This is a genomic window from Thermohalobacter berrensis, assembly GCF_003609645.1.
Lineage (GTDB): Bacteria > Bacillota > Clostridia > Tissierellales > Thermohalobacteraceae > Thermohalobacter > Thermohalobacter berrensis.
The window spans coordinates 50,196-72,051 of sequence record NZ_MCIB01000036.1 but is presented as its reverse complement, the minus strand read 5'-3'; the positions used below and the strand labels follow the sequence as shown (position 1 = coordinate 72,051).

The following is a 21,856-nucleotide window of genomic DNA, read 5'->3' as shown; positions in this document are numbered from 1 at the left end:
TTTTATATTTTAGAGGTATATATTTGAAATATAGGGTATTTTTTCAATAAAACTAAAAAGGGGGATGGAAAATGTTAAAAAACTCTAAAAAGCTAAGTCTTTTCTTAGCTATAATTATGGTGATTTCCATTATTGTACCACTTAACTTGGTCTCAGCTGAAGAAACTGAAACAGTAAAAATAACAGTTTTAGGAACTACTGATATTCACGGTAATATATATGATTGGAGTTATGAAGATGGTGCTGAAGATGATGATGTAGGACTTGCAAAGGTTTACACAATAGTAAAACAAGTTAGAAAAGAAAATCCTAATACACTATTACTAGATAATGGAGACACTATCCAAGGAACAGTTTTGACAGATGACTTATATAACTTAAACCTTGATAAGCCTAACCCAATGATGGATGTTATGAATTTCATGGGTTATGATGCAATGACACTTGGTAACCACGAATTTAACTTTGGGCTAGATTTAATACATAAGATGGTTAAAGAAGCTAATTTCCCTATTCTTTCTGCCAATATTTACAATAAAGAAGATGGTTCAAACTTTGTTAAACCTTATTTAGTTAAAGAAATAGGTGGAGTAAAGGTAGGTATTATTGGACTTACCACACCAAATATCCCTCAATGGGATGGACCAAAGGTAACCAGTCTTGAATTTAAACCAATGGCTGAAGAAGCCAAAAAATATGCAAAAATTCTTAAAGAGGAAGAAAACGTTGACATAATAATAGCTACTGCCCATGCAGGCCTTGAAGGAAGACATCATCCTACAGGTGGAGATGCAGTAAAAAACGTAATAAATGAAGTTCCTGAAATAGAAGCTATTTTAATAGGTCATGACCATATGGAAATTGCTGAAATAATGAATGGTACTGCTGTTGGGGCTGCAGATGATAAGGGACATCAAGTGGTAAGATTTGATTTAACCCTTAAGAAAAGTGGAGATTCCTGGACTGTAGTTGATAAAAAAGTTGAACTTATTGAGACTAAAGGTGTAGAAGCATCACTTGAATTAAAGGATTATGCTAAAAAGTATCATGAATCCACATTAGAATTTTTAAAAGACCCAATTGGAACCTCAACAGGAGATTTCCATCCTAAGGCTGAAATTGAGGGTATTCCCGAAGCTCAAGTAAGGGATACAGCAGTAATAGATTTAATAAATAATGTACAATTAAAATACACAGGTGCAGATATATCTGCTGCCGCACTATTTAAGTCTTCCTCAAATATTGAAAAAGGTGATGTAACATATAAGGATATCTTTGATATATATAAATATCCTAATACCCTTTATGCAGTAGAGGTTACAGGAAAAGAATTAAAAGATTATATGGAATGGTCAGCAGCTTACTTTAACACATATAAACCTGGAGATGTAACAATAAGCTTTAATCCAGAGATTAGAGGATATAATTATGATATGTTTGCAGGTGTTGAATACAAAATAGATATTTCAAAGCCTGCTGGTCAAAGAATAGTTGATTTAAAATTTAATGGTAAGGCTGTAAAAGATGACCAAGTATTTAAGTTAGCAATTAATAACTATAGATATGGTGGACTAAAGAGCCTAGGTATTATCAGTAATGAGCCTTACTTTAAATCAGACCCAGTTTCATTAAGAAGTTATATTGCAGAATATATAAAAGAAAAGGGAACAATAGAACCAGAAGTAGATAATAATTGGGAAATTGTAGGTGCAGATTTGAACCATCCATTAAGAGATGAAATAATTGATATGGTTAATTCTGGTAAATTGAAAATACCTACTTCTAAAGATGGAAGAACTCCAAATGTAAGGTCACTAAATGTATATGAACTAATTGCTGAAGGAAAAATTCCTCAAGAAATCCTTGAAGAGAATAACATAAAAGCTACTCCTATTACAATAGCACACACTAATGATACCCATGCGAGGGTTGAAGAAGGTAAATATGCTGGTATGGGATTTGCAAAAATAGCTACAAAAGTGAAAGAATTAAAAAAGAAAACTCCAAACCTATTACTTCTTGATGCAGGAGATACATTACATGGTCAAACTATAGCTTCCCTTTCAAGGGGAGAAAGTATTATAGAAATACTGAATAGTATTGGATACGATGCAATGGTTCCTGGAAATCATGATTTTAATTATGGGCAAGAAAGGCTTACTGAATTATCAAATAAAGCTAAATTCCCTATAGTGGCTGCAAATATTGAAAAAGAAGATGGAAGTAAATTCTTAAAACCATATACAATAAAAGAATTAAATGGTGTTAAGGTTGGAATCTTTGGTCTTGCTACACCAGAAACTACTTATAAAACACATCCTAATAATGTAAAAGGATTGAAGTTTACTGACCCAGTTAAGGCTGCTGAAGAAATGGTTCAAGAACTTAAGGATAAAGTAGATATAGTAGTAGCATTAAGTCACTTAGGTTTAGATAAGTCTTCTAAATATACTAGTGAACTTGTAGCAAGTAAAGTTGATGGAATAGATATTATTGTAGACGGTCATAGCCATACTTCCCTTCCAAATGGCAAACTGGTAAATGATACACTAATCGTACAGACTGGAGAATATGATAAAAACTTAGGTATAGTAAATCTAGTCTATGAAGATGGAAAGATAGTATATAAATCAGCTAAATTATTTACTAAAGCCGATGCTAAAGATTTAGAAGAGGATAAAGATATATTATCTGTAGTAACTTCAATAAAAGAAGAAAATAACAAAATTCTTTCAGTAGTAATTGGTGAAACCAATAAAAAACTAATTGGTGAAAGACAATTTGTTAGAACCGGTGAAACTAATCTTGGAAACCTTATTGCTGATGCTATGCTTGAAGTATCCGGTGCAGATGTTGCCCTTACTAATGGTGGAGGTATTAGAGCATCAATAGAACCAGGTAAAATTACCAAGGGGGATATTATAACTGTATTACCATTTGGAAACTATGTAGTAGTAAAAGAAATGAAAGGCTCTGATATAATAGCAGCTTTAGAACATGGTATATCAGCATATCCAGAAACTCTAGGTGCATTCCCTCATGTTGCAGGTATGGAATTTGTATTTGACCCTTCAAAAGAAGCAGGAAATAGAATAGTAGAAGTAAAAATAGATGGAAAACCAATTAACCCTGATAAAACGTATAAAGTTGCTACTAATGACTTCCTTGCAGCTGGTGGAGATAACTATACTATGTTTAAAGATGATAAAATAGTAGCTGAATACCCAGGACTTGATGAAGTTGTAATGAATTACATTAAAAAATATGGAACTGAAGGTGCCAAAATAGATGGTAGAGTTAAAGTTTATGAAGAAGAAACTAAACCAGTAACTGAAATATATATTGTAAGACCAAATGATGTATTATGGAAAATCGCTAATAAGTTTGGTCTAACATGGCAAAAAATAGCTAACTTTAATAAGTTAGAAAATCCAAACTTAATATTTCCTGGTCAAAAAATATTAATACCTGTAAAATAAACTTAAGGCAGCCATTTAGGCTGCCTTATATTATCTAATCATTATTAATAATTTCCTTTGCAACTTCCTCCATAGGTTTACAGTTATCCATACTTTTTTTCCGCAAAAACTTATAGGCTTCATTTTCTGTCATATCAAATTTTTCCATAATTATTCCCTTAGCTCTATCAATCAACTTCCTCCCTGAAAGTTTTGTTTCTAGTTTCTCTACTCTACTTTGAAGATTTTTTATTTTACTAGAATTAAAAAGTGCAAAGTCAATTATTTGGTATAGTTGTTCTGGCTTTATGGGCTTTGTTATATATGCAAATAAACTCATATTCTTTATAGTATCTATAAATGCCTTATTTGGATTAGAAGTAATAAAAACTACAGTTGCTAGGTTATCTTTTTCTATTATTTCTGCAGCATCATAGCTACTAATTCCCCATATATTTGTATCTATAAGCACTAAATCTGGTTTTGTGCTTCTTGTTAGTCTTATAGCGCCAGCACCATCACTGGCTTCATATACTTTATAACCCCTTTTAGCTAATATTCCCTTTATCTTTTTTCTTGAGGTTTCACTACTATCAGCAACTACTATTTTATAACGGTCCAAGATACCACCCCATTTTAAATTAAAAGAAAAATACAATTTAATAATTAATATTTCTAATATAATTAAGGTATTTTAACATTTAGTCTTTATAATAACATTGTATTAAAATATTTCTATATATTATACCATGAAAAAAACAATAAAAAAAAGAAGGGTGCAAACATCTTTCGATGTAAACATCCTTCTTCATAGAAGTATTTATTTAATCTTTTATTCACCAAAAACTTTAATAATTTCATACACCATTTTAGCACTATTTACAAGGTCGATAATAGAAATATGTTCTTCTAGTGTATGTGGTTTCTTTTCACCAATTCCCAAGTTTACAGATTTAATTCCATTTCCATTAAAAATATTTGTATCACTACCACCACCAGTAGCTTTTGTATATCCTTTAATGCCAATTCTACTCATAGCTTCCTTAACTTTAATAATAATTTCATCATTTTCATCAATAGTAAAAGCTGGATATACCCTTTCAGCATCTATTTCTACTTTACCTCCAAAGTATTCAGCTGACTCTTTTAAAGCCTTAATCATGTGATTAGTTTGTGCACTTAGTTTATCTTCCTTAAGACTCCTTGCCTCCCCTTTAATATGCACCTCTGGAGTAACAACGTTAGTAGCTTCTCCTCCTTGAATAATGCCAATATTTGCTGTTGTTTCTTCATCAACTCTAAGTAATTTCATATTATTTATGGCTCTAGCAGCTATCATTATAGCACTTACTCCTTCTTCTGGGGCAACTCCAGCATGGGAAGGCTTTCCTACAATTTTAGCATTAATCTTATCCTGGCAAGGTCCTACATTAATTATTTCTCCTGGTGAACCTCCGCTGTCAAGTACAAAACCATATTTAGCTGTAACTTTATCATAATCAAGGTTTTTTGAGCCAAAAAGGCCTCCTTCTTCCCAAATACTAAAAACTATCTCTACATCTCCATGAGCTATTTTATTTTCTTTTATTAATCTAAGACCTTCTAATACAGCAGCAATACCCGCTTTATTATCAGCACCTAAAACTGTTGTTCCATCACTATATATAACACCATCCTTAATAACAGGTTTTACATTTTCTCCTGGCTTAACAGTATCCATATGACAACTAAATAGAATGGCAGGAGCTTTTTTATTTCCTTTAAGACGAGCAATAATATTACCTGTTTCCCCGCCTACTTTTTCTCCTGCATTGTCTTGAGTTACTTCAAGACCTAAGTCTTTTAATTTATCGATTAATACCTTAGCAATTTTTCCTTCTTTGCCTGAATGACTATTTATTTTTACTAATTCCAAAAATTCCTGTATTAACCTTTCTTGCTGTACCATGATATTCCTCCTTTTATAAATACTTTGTAAAAACTATAGTTGTAATTAAAGGCTCTATTGTTACTAAAACACATATAAACCCTAGCAATCTACTGCTAGGGTTTATATAGCTATTTTATCTCATTGGTCAATACTACATTGGTGGAATCATAGTTGGTGCACCAGGACCTATTGGAATTCCTAGAACTAACCAAATAACTAACATAATCATCCATGCAATACCAAAAACTATAGAGTATGGTAACATGGTAGAAATTAGAGTACCAATTCCTAATTTAGGGTCATATTTTTTACCAAAAGCCACAATAATAGCAAAATATGACATTAAAGGCGAAATAATATTTGTTATAGAATCACCAATACGATATGATAACTGAGCTAGTTCTGGAGAATAACCTAACTGCATAAGCATTGGTACAAAAACTGGTGCCATTATAGCCCATTTAGCTGATGCACTTCCAATAAAAATGTTTATAAAAGCACAAACAAGAATAAACATTAAAATTAGTGGAATTCCTGTTAAATTAATAGCTCTAAGGAAGTCTGCTCCTTTAATAGCTAGGATTAAGCCAATATTTGACCAAGCAAAATAGGAAACAAACTGTGCTGCAGCAAATGCTAACACAACATATCCACCCATAGAAGACATTGTTTCTGACATGAATTCTGCTACGTCTTTATCATTTTTAATAGATCCTGATTTAATACCAAAGGCAATTCCTGGAATAAAGAAAAATAATGCAATCAATAATACCATTGAAGAAACAAATGGTGTAAATGGAATACCTTGTAAAATATTTCCTTCATCTGAACGAAGTAGTCCATTTTCTGGAATTAACATAGCAGCAATAATTAAAACAAAAACAATAACTGTAATAAATGCAAAATTTAATGCTTTAGATTCTTGTTTTGTAATTGGTTCTAACTCTTTTTTAAAGGTTCCTTTATATTCACCAAGTCTTGGTTCTATAATTTTTTCAGTTACAAACACTCCAACTGCTGTTATTAAGAAAGTAGAAGCAAACATAAAGAACCAGTTAGCAGTAGGTAATACAGCATAATTAGGATCAAGCAAATTAGCTGCAGAAGTAGTAAAACCTCCAAGTAATGGATCTAACATTGTTACTAATAAATTAGAACTAAAACCACCGGAAACTCCAGCAAACGCTGCTGCAAGTCCTGCCAATGGATGTCTTCCTTTGGCTAGGAAAATAATTGCCCCTAATGGAACAAGTACTACATATCCTGCATCAGCAGCCATACTAGACATAACTCCAGCAAAGACAACTACAGCTGTAATAAGTTTGTCTGGCGCACCAAGGACCATTTTTTTCAATAGTGCTGCAATTAAACCAGAACGTTCAGCAACTCCAACCCCTAACATTGCCACTAATACCGTACCTAGAGGAGCAAAGCTAGTAAAGTTGTCAACAGCTTTTGTTAAAATCATTCGAATACCATCTTTAGATAGAAGGTTAACTACTTTAATAGTTTCTCCTGTACCTGGATGCTGAGCTTCAACACCTAATAAGCTAAGCAAAAATGAAAATATAACTACAATTGCTGCAAAAATAAAGAATAAAGTTACAGGGTGTGGAAGCCTATTTCCAACTCGTTCAACAACGTTAAGAAAACGATCAGCCCAGTTTTCCTTTCTTTTAACTGAGGTTCCTTGTTGTGACATATTTACCCTCCTTTTTTTAAATTTTTATATAATTTAGAATATAATTTAATTATATTAAATCGATATAAATAAAACAAGAAGTGTTTCAAAATTTTAAAATTTCCACAAATTCAGACTCTTCATAATTTTGCATATATAACAAGAGAGTACTTAATAGCACTCTCTTGTAACTCAAACTTAATATTTAAATTAAAACTTAGTTAAATATTTTTCTATTTCCCATTTAGTTACTCTTGCTTTATATTCGTTCCATTCTAATTTAGCAGCTTCAGCAAACTTCTCATAAATATGTCCTCCTAAAGCAGCTTTTATAACATCATTTTGAGACAATTCTTCAACTGCTTCATAAAGGTTAGCTGGTAGGCTTTCAATTCCCATTTTATCTTTTTCTTCTTCTCCAATATTATATATATTACTATCAACTGACTTAGGAGGTTCAATTTTATTTTTAATTCCATCTAATCCTGCCTTTAATACAACTGCTAGAGCTAAATATGGGTTAGCTGATGGGTCAGGGTTTCTCAATTCAAGCCTTGTTGATTTACCTCTTTTAGCTGGAACCCTTACAAGAGGACTTCTATTACTTGCGGACCAAGCAACATATATAGGTGCCTCATATCCCGGAACTAATCTTTTGTATGAATTAATAGTTGGATTAGTTATTGCTGCAAAAGCCCTTGCATGTTTTAAAATTCCACCAAGGAAATAATAAGCTTCTTGAGATAATTGAAGTTTTCCATTTTCCTCATAGAACACATTATTACCTTGTAAATCATTAAGGGACATGTTTGTATGCATACCAGAACCACTTATTCCGTATATTGGCTTCGGCATAAATGTAGCATGTAGACCATGTTGTTGAGCAATTATTCTAACTGCCATTTTAAAGGTCATTATATTGTCTGCTGCACTTAGAGCATCATCATATTTAAAGTCAATTTCATGTTGTCCAGGTGCAACCTCATGATGTGAAGCCTCTATTTCAAATCCCATTTGCTTAAGTGTTAGAACCATATCTCTTCTGGCACTTTCACCTAAATCTACTGGAGCAAGATCAAAGTAACCAGCATTATCGTGAGTAACTAGTGAAGGATTTCCTTTTTCATCAGTATGGAAAAGGAAAAATTCACACTCTGGACCTACATTAAAAGTATAACCCATTTCTTCTGCTTCTTTTAATATTCTTTTTAATGTATTTCTCGGACAACCATCAAATGGTTTTCCATCTTTATCATAAACATCACATATAAGTCTTGCTTCTTTAACTTGTGTAGCCCATGGAAATATAACAAATGTTGAAGGATCAGGCTTTAAGTACATATCAGATTCTTCAATTCTTACAAAACCATCAATAGAAGAACCATCAAAAGTTATTTCTCCATTTAATGCCTTCTCTAACTGTTCAATCGTAATTGCAACGCTTTTCATTACACCAAAAATATCTGTGAATTGTAAGTGAATAAATTCAACCCCTAGATCTTTAGCTTTTTGTAACACTTCATCTTTACTGTACTTTTTTTGCATTTTAAAACCTCCTAAATAGTAGTTTTCAAAAAATAAAAAGCGCCTACTGCAAAAGGGTATAATTACCCCATTGAAGTAGACGCCATTGCCTACATACATTGTATTTTTCAGTTTTGTACAAAATTATACTAGCATATAGCTACATAAAAGTCAATACTTTTTTATTTTAGAATACATTCACATAATTCAGTATATAACCACACTATTGTAATATACTAATTATAAGTAATTCTATAAGGAGGGTTAATATGAAAACATTTAATATACAATTCTGTGAACACAACTTTTCCCATGGCACTGATAAGGTAGCTGAAAAAATAGAGAGTGAATTAGTAAATGCAAATGTGGAAATACAGGCATGTTTAGGATTCTGTGATGATTGTGCTGCATCTCCTTATGCTTTAGTAGATGGCGAATTAATTCAAACTGATACACCTGATGAATTGTACGAAGAAATAAAAGCTTATTTAACCTAAAATAACTTTTATTATAGATAATTGCACTTCCTTTTTTCCTGTAATACCTGAGCTATCAACTTTACATTAAAATTTTCCCTAAGAAATCTTTAGTTCTTACATGTTGTGGATTCAAAAAAATATTTTTAGGAGTTCCTTGTTCTAAAATTTTTCCATCATCCATAAAAATTACTCTATCAGCAACTTCTTTTGCAAAACCCATTTCATGAGTAACAATTACCATAGTCATCCCTTTAGAGGCTAACTGCCTCATTACATACAATACCTCTCCTACCATTTCTGGGTCTAAGGCCGAGGTTGGCTCATCAAACAACATTACATCAGGCGACATAGCTAAAGCTCTAGCAATAGCTATTCTTTGCTTTTGTCCACCTGAAAGCTGTTTAGGGTAACTATATGCCTTATCTTGTAACCCAACCATCTTTAATAATTGTAAAGCAGTTTTTTCTCCCTCTTCTTTACTCATCCCTTTTACCTTTATTGGAGCCAAAGTAATATTATCTATAACATTCATATGTGGAAATAGGTTAAATTGTTGAAAAACCATCCCCATTTTTTGTCTAAGTTTATCTATATTATTTTCCTTACTAGTGATTGGAATTCCTTCAAAAATCACTTCACCGCTTGTTGGATATTCTAAAAGGTTAAGACACCTTAAAAAAGTGCTTTTCCCAGAACCACTAGGTCCTATTATTACCACTACTTCACCCTTTTCTATTTCTACATTTATATTTTTTAACACATGTAATTGACCAAATTTTTTATTTAGATTAGACACCTTGATCACTAGCCTTCAACCTCCTCTCAGCCATTCTAAGCACCTTTGAAAGAGTGAAAGTAAGTACAAAATAAAGCATAGCGGCAATAATTAAAGGTGCAAATGCTCTAAATGTATTACCCCTAACAGTATCAGCATTATACATAAGTTCTGGCACACCTATTACTGAAACTATAGCTGACTCCTTTATAATTGTTATAAACTCGTTTCCTAAAGCAGGTAGAATATTTTTAAAGGCTTGAGGAATAATTATATATTTCATAGCCATACTATATGGCATTCCCAATGACCTAGCAGCTTCCATTTGTCCATAGTCTACTGCTTCTATACCAGCACGTATTATCTCAGCAATATAAGCCCCACTATTTAATGATAATGCTATTACACCAGCAGGAATTTCTGGTATATTAAATGGAAGTCCAAAATATATAATAAGTAATTGGACTAACAATGGAGTTCCTCTTATAAACTCTATATATGCTGAAGCTATTGACTTTAAAAATTTATTTTTACATATCTTCATAAGAGCAAGAAAAACACCTAATATTGTTCCAAAAAAAACAGAAAAAGCTGCAAGTAGAATTGTATTTCTAACTCCGATTAAAAAGAACATATAATACTTACTTAAAAAAGAAAAATCCAATTTAACTGCCCTCCTTGCTTACAATTTAATCATTAGCAATAGTTGTTAATGAATATTTTTTAAAAGATAGGGGATTCTCCCTATCTTTTTAGTTATCCTCCGCTAATTTTACAGCTTCTATAAAAAATTTCTCTATATCATTATTTTTCATTAATCTATCAAGGGTTTTATTTATTGCACCTACAAGTTTGGGAGAACCCTTTTTAATAGCAATTGCTGTACCATCATTTTCAGCTTGAAGTGTTATATTGGATACTGCCAACTCTTCATTTTTATTTGCATATGCCTCTCCTACAACCTTCTCAACTAATACAGCATCAACTTTACCATTTTGTAATTGTAATATAATATCTGGTATCTTATTAAGAGCCTTTATCTGCGGATTTTCAATCTGTTCTCTTGCCATTTGCTCTTGAATTGTACCCTTTTGAACTCCTATAACCTTTCCTTTAAGATCATCTAAAGTATTATATTTTTCTTTATCTTCTGCTCTAACTATTACACCTTGAACGGCTGTATAGTATACCTTTGAAAAATCAACACTTTTCTTTCTCTCTTCCGTTGGAGTCATTGCTGCAATTACAATATCCACCTTGCCGGAATTTAAGGCAGATAAAAGACCTTCAAATTTCATATCTTTAATCTCTAATTCTACTCCAAGATCCTTTGCTATTTCTTCTGCTATAGAAATATCAAAACCAACAATCTCATCTTTCCCATTAATTTCCTCATGAAATTCATATGGTGGATACCCTGCACTGGTTCCAATGATTAACTTACCTTTTTCCTTAATTTGAGCTAAGGTTGACTTATTCGAACAACCTGTAAAAACCATAAGTACCGTTAATAAAATCAAAATAATAGCTGTCGAGTATTTTTTTGCTTTAAACATCCATTCACTTCCCCTTTCATAATTTTATTAATTCATATTATATATTGTTTAGTATATTTTTGCAAGATTTTTTTTAAAAATTCATATATTTTTTTATTTCATTCTAAATAATAAGTAAATTTATTCATACTTTAATTAAATTTAGGTATAATTTTCTTAAATTTTAGAATATATATACTTTGCAATTTATAAATTAACAAATCTTTACACTTTTCCTTTTTGTTGTATTGTGTATATTTATACATAAGCTTATATTTAATAACTTCTAATCATACAATTCATAAATATCTAATTAAAATGGGATAATAATACTAGACTGTTTAGGGAGGTTTTCTAATGGAAAAGAAATTTATTGTAAGAACTGACAATGTTCTTTCAGACCCAATGCCTAGAGAAGAGGCTATTAAGAAAGTAAAAGAATATGAAAGATTAGGTATATCTGCATATATAGTGTCAGAAGATGAAGGGAAAAGATTAGAAAAAAGTAAATTCCATGAACCAAAGTGGGAATAAAAAATTAAAAAATGAAACGCGAACCGGGTTCGCGTTTCATTTTTTAATTTTTTATCCAATAATATTTACAATCTCTACTTCTTTCCATAAAGCCATATTCTATGAGATATCTTCTTAAAGTAACATAATCTTCAAATATTCTTTTTAAAATTCTATTTACTTCTTTTTCAGTATATTTTTTATCATTTTTAAAATTCTTAACTATATGTTGAAGTACAACAATTTTCCTTTTTTCTTTACTAGGAAATACATTAAGACTTCCATTTTCTTCAAAATAAGTTTTTATTATTTTTTCCTTTTCTTTTTCGGTAATTTCATATCTATTATCCACCATAGTAGCCCCCTTATGAATATCTATAAACTTATCATTAGTTTCACTTTTATTGTTTTCATTTAATAATCCCATTAATGCTAGAAAGATTTTTGCTTGTTTTTCCCTTTCTTTTAATTTAAAGCGGTGATTCCTTATAGTTGAAGTACTGCCTCCCCCTCTAGCCTTCACAATTTCCTTATCTGATAATCCCTTATAAAAGTAATCTAAAAGCTCTTTTTGGATTTCTGTTAAACCAGTATACTTTTTATTCATGTTTATAAGATAATTAAAAACTGGTCCATGTTCTTTAGATATATGCATCTTTATTGCCATTCTAGCCTCACAAAGAGTATCATTATTTTTATATATAATCCCTTCTGTAAAGCTTTTTCCACATATTAAACAAATATATTTTTCCTTTTTAATATCATAAACATATCCTTGTTTTATTTCTTCAACTGTAGCATTCCAAAATATCTCATTAATATTGTTCATACTTCCATCCCTCCATCCCCTAAACGTTTTTGATTAATGTTTGTATTTATATAGTTATTATATTATAAAGTTTGTCAATTTGTAAACCTATTATTATCTCATATTGTTTTAATAGACCTTAACTAATTTTTATCCTAACATCTGGTTATACTAATAAAATGAAAGCCATTGTAAGAGGTGATAATTTGAATAATAAGTTATTAGGATTCATACTAATAGTTTTAATTGCTGCACTATTTACTAGCTATTTCATTATAAAAGAATCTATATTTCCTAAAGGTTCTCTAGAATCTAGTCTGAATCAAATCGAAAATTATAGTAAAAATGAGGAATGGGATAAAGCTGCAGAAATTAGTAAAGAGATAAAAAATAAATGGAAAAGATATAAACCATTAATTATGCTTAATTATGCTGAAGAGGATTTCTCTACATTTGAAAACCTTTTAAGTGATATTATAGGTGGTACTGAAGCAGAGGATTTACCTACTGTTTTAACTAGTGTAAAATCTGCAAAAGATTTATGGGAAAACATTAATAGGTTAGTACCTGAACCATAGGAGGAATTTATATGGAAATAGTTGTTTATATGGTGCGTGCTGTTATAATGTTTTTAGTTTCATGGACAGCCGTAAGAGCAATAGGAAAAAAGTCAGTTGCTGAAATGACTGCTTATGATTTAGCAGGAATGATGCTATTAACAACGGTTGCTGCAGAACCCTTAGTTTATAAAATACCTTCCAAAGCAACTGTTGGAGTTGCAACCATAACTATCACTGGTTACATTATTGGTAACCTTGCATTAAAAAATTTTTTTACAATATCGATGCAAAACCTGTTATTCTTATAGCAAAGGGAAAAATATTAAAAAAAGAGTTAAAAAAGGTAAGAATGAATATCCCTTTACTTATATCGGAATTAAGACAAAAGGGATACCAAAAAGTAGCAGATGTAGAATATGCTATTTTAGAGCCAAACGGGGAGCTTTCTGTTATTCCAAAAGCTCAAGCAAGACCTGTTCAACCTAGTGATTTAGCTATAACTCCAAGCCCCACAGTATTAAGTTTTCCCATTATTATTGATGGCAAATTAAATGATGAAAATTTAAAGTATTTAAACAAAGATAAAAAATGGCTTATGACACAATTAAAAGCCTTTAATGTTGAAAAAATTGAAGATGTACTTTTAGCACAGGTAGATTCTACAGGACAACTTTACGTTGATAAAAGGGATAAAAATGTAAAGTTACCTTACATATACTAGTAGGTTGAAAGGAGACATAATATGTTAGATAATATGTTTTTCCGCATAGTTGGATCCTTTATACTTCTTTGGGCAATTTTAAGAATAATTGGCAAAAAAGAAATGGGAAGAATAACATATTATAACCTAGCTACTGCTGCAGCTATGGGTACGTTAGCTGGTGGATTAGCTTCAGATACTAGAACAAATCCATTATATTATGTTGGTCCACTTTTGGGATACTTCGCCTTAACCTATCTTATGGGATATGCTTCGCTAAAATCTATAACTGCAAGAAAAATATTTGAAGGAGAACCTACAGTTGTTATTTCAAATGGTAAAGTAATGGAAAATAATTTAAGAAAAATGAGACTCTCAACAGATAATCTTATGAAAAAATTAAGGGAAAAAAAGGTTTTTAATGTTAGTGATGTTGAATTTGCTGTAATGGAACCAGAGGGAAAAATAAGTATATTACTTAGAAAAGAAAACCAACCTGTTACACCTAAGGATATGAACATACCTGTAGGTTATCAACAACTTCCTTTAGATGTTATAAAAGATGGAAAAATAATAGAAGAAAATATAAAGAAACTAGGTATAACAAAAAGCTGGTTAAAAGAACAAATTAAAACCCATAATGTTGAGAATATTAAAGATGTGGCTTTAGCTCAGATTGATACATCTGGTAATTTATATGTAGATTCTAGGGATGATTATAAGTAAAACTATAATTAATCTATAAACTTCTGTATTTCTAATGTATATCCATTAGGATCTTCCATGAAAAAATGATAAATATTAAACTGTTCCTTCTTTTTAGGGGGATTAGGGTGAAAACCTACTTTAGTTAATTTAGTGTATATTCTATCTACATCTTCTACAAGCAAAGTAATAATAGGGCTTTTTCCTTGCTTTACTATAGATATGTGAGTACAAAAGCCTAGTTTGCCTCCATCTGGTACCTCGTAAATTTTGCATTTACCTTGGTCTTTATATAAAGGTAGTCCTAAAATTTTATTGTAGAAATAATCTGTTTTATCTAGATTTTTTGTTCCTAAAAAAGTAATTATTCCTTCCCATATATCCATTACCATTCCTCCTTTAAAATTGAGACAGAAACCCGGTTCCTGTCTCAATTTTTTGTTGTGATTTTTTCTACTATAATTTTTATTAATCTAGATATCTCTTCTATATTCTTCTCTATTAAAAAACTTGCCTTTTCTTTATTTAAAGCCTCTTCTAAATTAATGGGATAGTTAATAATTGAAAACATTGAATCTATTCCGTAATCATGATTAATTTCTGCATCATCTGATATATAACCTGCAATCCCTATTACTGGTATATTATATTCCCTTGCAATCCTTGCTACGCCATTTGGAGTTTTGCCATATATAGTCTGACTATCCATTTTTCCTTCACCTGTTATTATAAAATCTGCATCTTTTACCTTTTCCCTAAATCTAGTCCTTTCTATAACTATATCTATTCCTGGCTTTAATTTTGCATCTAAAAAAGCTAGTAAACCTGCCCCTAGACCACCTGCTGCCCCAGCGCCTTTAATAGTTTCAACCTCTTTATCTAAATCCCTCTTAATTATTTCTGCAAAACGTTTAAGTCCTTCATCTAACTTAAAGACCATTTCTTCTGTAGCCCCTTTTTGTGGACCATAAACATAAGAAGCACCCTTTGGACCACATAGGGGATTATCTACATCACAAGCAACTACGAAATTAGATTCTTCTATTCTCCTATCTACCTTACTCATATCAATCTTATCAAGATATTTTAGTGAGCCACCACCAAAGGGAATTTCTTTTCCTTTTTTATCTAAAAGTTTTATTCCTAATGCTTGAGCCATACCCGCACCACCATCATTGGTAGCACTTCCACCAATTCCTATAACAAATTCTCTACATCCTTTATCTAATGCTGATTTTATAAGTTCACCTGTCCCATATGTTGTAGTTATCATAGGATTTCTCTTATCCTTAGGAACCAATGGTAATCCTGAAGCTGCAGCCATTTCTATGACCGCAGTCTTTTTATCTCCCAATATTCCATAAAAAGCACTTACTTTATCACCTAATGGTCCTGTAACTTCTTCATATACAATTTCTCCTTCGGTAGCATCTACTAAAGATTTTACTGTTCCCTCTCCTCCATCTGCCATAGGAATTTTTATTACTTCAGCATTATTAAACACCTTTTTTATCCCCTTTACTACACTGTTTACAACTTCCAAAGCACTTAAACTTCCTTTAAATGAATCTGTAGCAACTACAATTTTCAAATCAATTTCCCCCTGATAATTAATCTTCTATAATCTTTATAGCAACCTTTCTACTTCTAGGGCCATCAAATTCACAAAAATATATACCTTGCCATGTTCCCAATAATAACTTTCCATTATGTATAATAATAGTTTCAGATGAACCTATAATACTTGCTTTAATGTGAGCAGCTGAATTGCCTTCCATATGTTTGTAATTATCATCAAAGGGTACTATTTTATTTAGTTCTTTTATCATATCACTTTTTACATATGGGTCGGAATTTTCATTAATAGTAACTGCAGCAGTAGTGTGGGGTACAAATATATAGCATATTCCATTTTTAATGCCTGAATTTAAAACTATTTCATTAATTTTAGGAGTTATATCGATAAGCTCTGTCCTTCCACTTGTCCTTACATCTAAATATTGAATCAATACTTTCACCTCCTAGTTCTATTTTATAATATTTTAATCATATTTTGATAATTTGGTAAAATCTATATAGTGAGTATAGAGCAGCACTAATAAATAATAGCTCTTCAAATTTTCCTCCAGCTTTTATTTTTAAAGGCGAAGATATTGCTTTTCCAAAAGGATAAAATATCCTTATTCCACCTCTAGTAAAATAATCTGCTATAAGATGACTCATATACCCTATTACAAACCCTAAATAAGCATCATTAATATTATATTTTGTAGCTAACATTTTAATCACCGTTGAATACAGAAATATACCTAATAAGCTATGTGTAAATCCTCTATGATTAGAAACTCCTGTTAAAATAAGAGCAGTCCCCAAAATTCCTAAAGATTTTTCATTAGTTTCTATAAAAAAATGTAAAAATATAATTCCAATAATAGAATATATAATAGCCTTATATATTTTATTTTTTATTAATAAAACCTTTTGATTAAAAGTACTTCTAGGATGATCTATGTCAGGGATTATAGACCCAATAATTGCTGAACCTACTAAAATACCAGCATTATCTGCGGAAAAGTTCAATGCTACTGTAATTCCTGAGGCAACTCCTAGCATCATATGTGTTTTGCCTTTCATCTTTTGCTTCCTCCAGTTTTTATATCTTCCATACACAAGAACATTAGTTCTATTATATCACAAAACATTGGTATTTACACGCTTACATTACTTTTATGTAAAATTTATTTATCAACATTAATATTGAATTATTTTATTATTCATTGTATAATGTAGTAGAACATATGAATATATGCTCATATATTAGTATAAAGGAGGATTATAATGGGTAAAGATACTTGTGATTGTAGTATAATCCATAACGATATAGTTGAAAAAGTTAAGAAAAAAATGCCTGAAGAAGAAAAACTATATGAATTAGCTGAATTTTTTAAAGTCTTTGGTGACACTACTCGAATTAAAATAATCTGTGCTTTATTTGAATCTGAAATGTGTGTTTGTGATATTGCTGCCCTACTTGGGATGAAACAATCAGCTATATCCCATCAGTTAAGAATATTAAAGCAAGCAAGACTAGTTAAATATAGAAAAGAAGGTAAAGTTGTTTATTATTCCCTTGATGATGACCATGTAAAAAAAGTATTTGACCAAGGATTTAACCATATAATTCACAACTAAATTTATGAGTCCTTGTATAAAGGGGGAAATATAAATGGAAAAAGAGTTTATATTAGAAGGCCTTGGTTGTGCCAATTGTGCAAAAAAAATGGAAAGAAAAATAAGATTAATTGATGGAATCAAAAAAGCTAATATAGATTTCGTAAATAAAAATTTAACTATTGAACAAAGGTCTAATTTAGATGATAAAGAAATACTAGAAAAGATAACTAAAATAGTACAAAGTATTGAACCCCATGTAAATGTTATAGTTAAATCTAAAGAAACTAATATCACCGAAAGTAACATTAACAAAAGTAAGCTTATTGAGCTTGGTATAAGTACTATTCTCTTTTTTACAGTTTTAATATTTGATTTTAAATTTAATATTGAAATAACCTTTTATTTAATAAGTTATCTTTTAGTAGGTAGAAAGGTATTATTAAGTGCTCTAAGAAACATTTCAAAAGGACAAGTATTTGATGAAAACTTTTTAATGACCATTGCTACTATAGCGGCATTTATTATTAAAGAATATCCTGAAGCAGTAGCAGTTATGCTCTTTTATAATATTGGTATGATTTTCGAAGACCTTGCTGTTAATCGTTCAAGAAAATCAATAAAATCCCTATTAAATATTAGGCCAGACTTTGCAAATTTAAAAACAGATCAAACAATATTGAGGGTTTCTCCAGACAATGTGAAAATTGGAGATACCATTGTAATAAAACCAGGTGAAAGAGTTCCTCTAGATGGTGAAGTAATATCAGGAGAGTCTATGATTGATACATCTGTATTAACTGGTGAATCTCTACCAAGAAAAGTGGTAAAAGGAGATGAGGTTTTAAGTGGTTCAATAAACCAGAATGGTCTATTAACTGTAAAGGTTACAAAAGAATTTAGTGAATCAACTGTATCTAAAATATTAGAACTTGTCCAAAAAGCAAGTAGTAAGAAAGCTCCAACAGAAAAGTTTATAACGAAATTTGCAAGATATTATACACCTGTAGTTGTATTTTTAGCACTTTTTATTGCAATATTACCACCTATTATTTTAAAGGAATCATTGGCTGAATGGATTTATAGGGCTTCCATATTTCTGGTAGTTTCATGTCCATGTGCCCTTGTAATATCTATACCTTTAGGCTTCTTTGGAGGAATAGGTGGTGCATCAAAAAATGGTATATTAGTTAAAGGTGGAAGTTATCTCGAAGCTTTAACTAATGTAGATACCATTGTATTTGATAAAACAGGAACATTAACTAAAGGAATTTTTAAAGTTACAAATATTCAAACCTTAGGTAGCTTGACAGAAAGAGAGTTGTTAAAGTATGCAGCATATGCGGAAAGTTATTCTAACCATCCTATTGCAATTTCTATATTAAAGGCCTATGATGATGAAATTAATGAAAAGTTAGTTAAAGACTACAAAGAAATATCTGGTCAAGGTATAAAAGCTATTATTGAAGACAGGGAAATCCTTATAGGTAATTCTAAATTAATGACTATAAATGAGATAGACTTTAATACAGTAGATGTTGATGGTACTGTTGCTTATGTTGCGATTGATGGAAATTTTGAGGGCTATATAGTTATATCCGATGAGCTAAAGACAGATACGTCAAAAGGGATAAGTAAGCTTAAAAAATTGGGAATTAAAAACTTATCAATGCTTACTGGCGATAATAAACTAGTTGCCGAAAAAATAGGAGAAAAACTTGGAATAGATAAGGTTTTTGCTGAACTGCTACCCCATGAAAAAGTAGAAAAATTTGAACTTATTCAAAAAAATAAAAAGGGTAACACTATATTTGTTGGTGATGGTATAAATGATGCCCCTGTTCTAGCTAGGTCAGATATTGGCATAGCTATGGGAGGTTTAGGTTCAGATGCAGCCATTGAAGCAGCTGATGTAGTTATTATGACAGATGAGATAAGCAAACTAGCAGATGCAATAAAAATTTCTAAAAAAACAAAAAAAATAGTATGGCAAAACATAGTATTTGCTTTAGGTATAAAAATATTAGTATTAATCCTTGGAGCCTTAGGTATGGCGACTATGTGGGCAGCAGTTTTTGCTGATGTAGGGGTTGCAGTAATAGCTATTTTAAATTCTATAAGGGCTACATTTATTAAAGATTAAACTGAAGGTACAATCCTTCAGTTTAATCTTTTTCATTATATCCTTTATAATGTTTTTCATCTACTAAATAAGGATGTCTTCCCCTAGGAATATATGAAGTATGAAGATATTTATTTGCCTTTTCTGAGGCAGGATGACCTAAAAACTCTTCATAAATTTGTCTTACCCTTGGATTTTCATGGGAACGCCTAATCTTTTTACCCTTTTCAACATTAAATAGTGCATCTGCTCTATTATGACGATAACTTAATGATATAAATTTATGATCTCTACTACCTAATATAGGCTGACCTCCTCCACCTACACAGCCTCCTGGACATGCCATAACTTCCATAAAGTGGATTTTCCATTCTCCCCTTTTCATTCTATCTAATGCCCTTTTTGCATTTCCTGTTCCATGTGCAATTGCAATATTAAGGGTTTTATCTCCTATAGTTACTCTTCCATATTTTAAGCCACTTTGAACATGTTCATCAGTATAATCTGGTACTTCCATTTTATCACCAGTAATTTTTTCATGAACTGTACGTAATACAGCTTCGAAAAGTCCACCAGTAGCTCCAAATATCATTCCTGCACCACTATATTGATCAAAGGGTTCATCATATTCTTCTTCTGGTAGGTTAGGGAAATCTAAACCTGTTTCTCTAATCATTCTGGTCAATTCTCTAGTTGTTAATACATAATCAACATTCCTATATCCATCTGATTCCATTTCTGGTCTAGCAACCTCATATTTTTTAGCAGTACAAGGCATTATTGCTACATTTACTATTTTATCTGGATCAATTCCATATTTCTGTGCATACCATGTCTTTGATAAAGCACCACACATTTCATGGGGAGATTTAGTACTAGACAAATTAGGAAGAAACTCAGGGAAGAAGTGTTCTGCATATTTTACCCATCCAGGGCAACAGGAAGATAATAGTGGAAGTTTGTCTGGTTCATGAAATAATCTATGTAATAGTTCTTCACTTTCCTCCATAATTGTAAGGTCTGCAGTAACATCTGTTGCAAAAACTTTATCAAATCCTATACGTTTAAGTGCAGCAACTAATTTACCAGCAACAAATGAACCAACAGGCATTCCAAAGGGCTCACCTATAGTAACCTGAATAGAAGGAGCTGTCTGCGCAATTACATGTTTATTTGGGTCTGATATTGCTTCAAGAACTTCATTAATATGCTCTTTTTCAGCTAAAGAGCCAGTAGGACAAGCTAGAACACATTGGCCACACATAATACAGCTAACTTCAGATAAGTCCTTTTGAAAAGCTGGTGCAATAAGTGTATCAAAACCTCTATTGATTGGAGAATAAACGTAGCATTCCTGAATTTTGTTACATATTGCCATACAGCGTCTACAGTTTATACATTTATTGTAATCTCTTTGAATTGCAGGATTATTATTATGGACACCATAATCCACTTTTTCACCTGTAAAGGGTATATTTCTAATTCCTAAATCTGCTGCTACATTCTGTAATTCACAATTTAAGTTAGCAACACATGTAGTACATTCTCTATGATGATTAGAAAGCAATAGACTTACTGCTGTTCTTCTTGCCCTTCTTACCCTTTCAGTATTTGTTCTAACTCTTAACCCCTCTCTAACAGGATATACACATGAAGGTTGTAATGTTCTAGAACCTTCTACTTCCACAACACAAACCCTGCAAGTTCCAATCTCATTAATGTCCTTTAAATAACATAAACTTGGAATTTCTATATTTACCATCCTTGCAGCCTCTAATACTGTTAAACCCTTTGGAACTTCATAATCTCTTCCATCTATAGTTATAGTTACTTTTTCTTCATTTTCATATATTTTATTTTCTTCTTTCTCAGGTATGTTCTCCATTATATCACCA

The 21,856-nt window shown here is 31.2% G+C and carries 22 protein-coding genes; 9 read left to right on the top strand and 13 right to left on the bottom strand.

Features of this window, described 5'->3' with window-relative positions:
* The first annotated feature begins 71 nt into the window (after window positions 1-71).
* A complete protein-coding gene (locus BET03_RS11095; RefSeq protein WP_120170342.1) occupies window positions 72-3,479 on the top strand; it encodes a 5'-nucleotidase C-terminal domain-containing protein in 3,408 nt (1,135 codons plus the stop codon).
* Between the two features lie 34 nt (window positions 3,480-3,513).
* On the opposite strand, the gene BET03_RS11090 is transcribed toward BET03_RS11095, so the two are convergent.
* From BET03_RS11090 to glnA, 4 genes are all read right to left on the bottom strand, one after another.
* Entirely contained in the window at window positions 3,514-4,080 is a 567-nt protein-coding gene (locus BET03_RS11090; protein WP_120170340.1) for an ANTAR domain-containing response regulator, read from the bottom strand.
* A 210-nt stretch (window positions 4,081-4,290) separates the two neighbouring features.
* Window positions 4,291-5,406, bottom strand: a complete 1,116-nt coding sequence (locus tag BET03_RS11085) for a M20/M25/M40 family metallo-hydrolase (RefSeq protein ID WP_120170338.1) — start codon at window positions 5,404-5,406, stop codon at window positions 4,291-4,293.
* 133 nt (window positions 5,407-5,539) lie between these two features.
* A complete protein-coding gene (locus tag BET03_RS11080) occupies window positions 5,540-7,090 on the bottom strand; it encodes an AbgT family transporter (RefSeq protein WP_120170336.1) in 1,551 nt (516 codons plus the stop codon).
* A 189-nt stretch (window positions 7,091-7,279) separates the two neighbouring features.
* A complete protein-coding gene (glnA, locus tag BET03_RS11075) occupies window positions 7,280-8,614 on the bottom strand; it encodes a type I glutamate--ammonia ligase (RefSeq protein WP_120170334.1) in 1,335 nt (444 codons plus the stop codon).
* Between the two features lie 248 nt (window positions 8,615-8,862).
* On the opposite strand from glnA, the gene BET03_RS11070 reads away from it, so the two are divergent.
* On the top strand, window positions 8,863-9,090 hold the full coding sequence (locus BET03_RS11070; RefSeq protein ID WP_120170332.1) for a DUF1450 domain-containing protein: 228 nt from the start codon (window positions 8,863-8,865) through the stop codon (window positions 9,088-9,090).
* Between the two features lie 61 nt (window positions 9,091-9,151).
* Here BET03_RS11070 and BET03_RS11065 read toward each other — a convergent pair whose 3' ends face one another.
* The 3 genes from BET03_RS11065 to BET03_RS11055 form a co-directional block, all read right to left on the bottom strand.
* Window positions 9,152-9,877: an amino acid ABC transporter ATP-binding protein gene (locus tag BET03_RS11065; RefSeq protein WP_120170330.1), complete on the bottom strand. Its 726-nt coding sequence runs from the start codon at window positions 9,875-9,877 to the stop codon at window positions 9,152-9,154.
* A complete protein-coding gene (locus BET03_RS11060; RefSeq protein WP_120170315.1) occupies window positions 9,861-10,511 on the bottom strand; it encodes an amino acid ABC transporter permease in 651 nt (216 codons plus the stop codon). The genes BET03_RS11065 and BET03_RS11060 overlap by 17 nt, the downstream gene beginning before the upstream one ends.
* A gap of 88 nt (window positions 10,512-10,599) precedes the next feature.
* A complete protein-coding gene (locus BET03_RS11055) occupies window positions 10,600-11,403 on the bottom strand; it encodes an ABC transporter substrate-binding protein (protein WP_120170313.1) in 804 nt (267 codons plus the stop codon).
* A gap of 336 nt (window positions 11,404-11,739) precedes the next feature.
* Between BET03_RS11055 and BET03_RS13715 the strand changes: the two genes are divergently transcribed.
* Window positions 11,740-11,916, top strand: coding sequence for a hypothetical protein (locus BET03_RS13715; RefSeq protein WP_183108841.1), 177 nt, complete (start codon window positions 11,740-11,742; stop codon window positions 11,914-11,916).
* A 43-nt stretch (window positions 11,917-11,959) separates the two neighbouring features.
* On the opposite strand, the gene BET03_RS11050 is transcribed toward BET03_RS13715, so the two are convergent.
* Complete coding sequence (locus BET03_RS11050) at window positions 11,960-12,724, bottom strand: DUF2087 domain-containing protein (protein ID WP_120170311.1); 765 nt, start codon at window positions 12,722-12,724, stop codon at window positions 11,960-11,962.
* 185 nt (window positions 12,725-12,909) lie between these two features.
* Between BET03_RS11050 and BET03_RS11045 the strand changes: the two genes are divergently transcribed.
* The 4 genes from BET03_RS11045 to BET03_RS11030 are packed head-to-tail and all read left to right on the top strand — an operon-like array spanning window position 12,910 to window position 14,689.
* On the top strand, window positions 12,910-13,281 hold the full coding sequence (locus tag BET03_RS11045; protein WP_183108840.1) for a DUF4363 family protein: 372 nt from the start codon (window positions 12,910-12,912) through the stop codon (window positions 13,279-13,281).
* An 11-nt stretch (window positions 13,282-13,292) separates the two neighbouring features.
* Window positions 13,293-13,571 carry a DUF421 domain-containing protein gene (locus BET03_RS11040; protein ID WP_120170307.1) on the top strand — a complete coding sequence of 93 codons (279 nt, stop codon included), beginning with the start codon at window positions 13,293-13,295 and terminating at the stop codon, window positions 13,569-13,571.
* Window positions 13,523-13,984: a YetF domain-containing protein gene (locus BET03_RS11035; protein ID WP_120170305.1), complete on the top strand. Its 462-nt coding sequence runs from the start codon at window positions 13,523-13,525 to the stop codon at window positions 13,982-13,984. The genes BET03_RS11040 and BET03_RS11035 overlap by 49 nt, the downstream gene beginning before the upstream one ends.
* Before the next feature lie 21 nt (window positions 13,985-14,005).
* A complete protein-coding gene (locus tag BET03_RS11030) occupies window positions 14,006-14,689 on the top strand; it encodes a YetF domain-containing protein (RefSeq protein ID WP_120170303.1) in 684 nt (227 codons plus the stop codon).
* Window positions 14,690-14,697: 8 nt separating this feature from the next.
* Here the strand turns inward: BET03_RS11030 and BET03_RS11025 are convergent, their stop codons facing one another.
* Genes BET03_RS11025 through BET03_RS11010 form a run of 4 tightly spaced genes read right to left on the bottom strand, consistent with a single transcriptional unit; the run spans window position 14,698 to window position 17,302 of the window.
* Window positions 14,698-15,054, bottom strand: a complete 357-nt coding sequence (locus BET03_RS11025) for a VOC family protein (RefSeq protein ID WP_243096927.1) — start codon at window positions 15,052-15,054, stop codon at window positions 14,698-14,700.
* Window positions 15,055-15,098: 44 nt separating this feature from the next.
* Window positions 15,099-16,259 (bottom strand): glycerate kinase, encoded by a 1,161-nt coding sequence (locus BET03_RS11020; protein WP_120170299.1) that lies wholly within the window; start codon window positions 16,257-16,259, stop codon window positions 15,099-15,101.
* A gap of 19 nt (window positions 16,260-16,278) precedes the next feature.
* Window positions 16,279-16,677 (bottom strand): secondary thiamine-phosphate synthase enzyme YjbQ, encoded by a 399-nt coding sequence (locus BET03_RS11015; protein WP_120170297.1) that lies wholly within the window; start codon window positions 16,675-16,677, stop codon window positions 16,279-16,281.
* 37 nt (window positions 16,678-16,714) lie between these two features.
* A complete protein-coding gene (locus tag BET03_RS11010; protein ID WP_120170295.1) occupies window positions 16,715-17,302 on the bottom strand; it encodes a metal-dependent hydrolase in 588 nt (195 codons plus the stop codon).
* A gap of 204 nt (window positions 17,303-17,506) precedes the next feature.
* Between BET03_RS11010 and BET03_RS11005 the strand changes: the two genes are divergently transcribed.
* Window positions 17,507-17,860, top strand: a complete 354-nt coding sequence (locus BET03_RS11005; RefSeq protein WP_120170293.1) for an ArsR/SmtB family transcription factor — start codon at window positions 17,507-17,509, stop codon at window positions 17,858-17,860.
* 34 nt (window positions 17,861-17,894) lie between these two features.
* On the top strand, window positions 17,895-19,982 hold the full coding sequence (locus tag BET03_RS11000; RefSeq protein ID WP_120170291.1) for a heavy metal translocating P-type ATPase: 2,088 nt from the start codon (window positions 17,895-17,897) through the stop codon (window positions 19,980-19,982).
* A gap of 22 nt (window positions 19,983-20,004) precedes the next feature.
* On the opposite strand, the gene BET03_RS10995 is transcribed toward BET03_RS11000, so the two are convergent.
* Complete coding sequence (locus tag BET03_RS10995) at window positions 20,005-21,846, bottom strand: NADH-dependent [FeFe] hydrogenase, group A6 (RefSeq protein ID WP_120170289.1); 1,842 nt, start codon at window positions 21,844-21,846, stop codon at window positions 20,005-20,007.
* Window positions 21,847-21,856: the final 10 nt, after the last annotated feature.

Excerpts from the sequence above, each read along its gene's own strand:
- BET03_RS11095 (WP_120170342.1), top strand. The coding sequence starts at position 72 with ATGTTAAAAAACTCTAAAAAGCTAAGTCTTTTCTTAGCTATAATTATG.
- BET03_RS11085 (WP_120170338.1), bottom strand. The coding sequence starts at position 5,406 with ATGGTACAGCAAGAAAGGTTAATACAGGAATTTTTGGAATTAGTAAAA.
- BET03_RS11080 (WP_120170336.1), bottom strand. The coding sequence starts at position 7,090 with ATGTCACAACAAGGAACCTCAGTTAAAAGAAAGGAAAACTGGGCTGAT.
- glnA (WP_120170334.1), bottom strand. The coding sequence starts at position 8,614 with ATGCAAAAAAAGTACAGTAAAGATGAAGTGTTACAAAAAGCTAAAGAT.
- BET03_RS11070 (WP_120170332.1), top strand. The coding sequence starts at position 8,863 with ATGAAAACATTTAATATACAATTCTGTGAACACAACTTTTCCCATGGC.
- BET03_RS11055 (WP_120170313.1), bottom strand. The coding sequence starts at position 11,403 with ATGTTTAAAGCAAAAAAATACTCGACAGCTATTATTTTGATTTTATTA.
- BET03_RS13715 (WP_183108841.1), top strand. The coding sequence starts at position 11,740 with ATGGAAAAGAAATTTATTGTAAGAACTGACAATGTTCTTTCAGACCCA.
- BET03_RS11050 (WP_120170311.1), bottom strand. The coding sequence starts at position 12,724 with ATGAACAATATTAATGAGATATTTTGGAATGCTACAGTTGAAGAAATA.
- BET03_RS11040 (WP_120170307.1), top strand. The coding sequence starts at position 13,293 with ATGGAAATAGTTGTTTATATGGTGCGTGCTGTTATAATGTTTTTAGTT.
- BET03_RS11030 (WP_120170303.1), top strand. The coding sequence starts at position 14,006 with ATGTTAGATAATATGTTTTTCCGCATAGTTGGATCCTTTATACTTCTT.
- BET03_RS11025 (WP_243096927.1), bottom strand. The coding sequence starts at position 15,054 with ATGGATATATGGGAAGGAATAATTACTTTTTTAGGAACAAAAAATCTA.
- BET03_RS11010 (WP_120170295.1), bottom strand. The coding sequence starts at position 17,302 with ATGAAAGGCAAAACACATATGATGCTAGGAGTTGCCTCAGGAATTACA.
- BET03_RS11005 (WP_120170293.1), top strand. The coding sequence starts at position 17,507 with ATGGGTAAAGATACTTGTGATTGTAGTATAATCCATAACGATATAGTT.
- BET03_RS11000 (WP_120170291.1), top strand. The coding sequence starts at position 17,895 with ATGGAAAAAGAGTTTATATTAGAAGGCCTTGGTTGTGCCAATTGTGCA.
- BET03_RS10995 (WP_120170289.1), bottom strand. The coding sequence starts at position 21,846 with ATGGAGAACATACCTGAGAAAGAAGAAAATAAAATATATGAAAATGAA.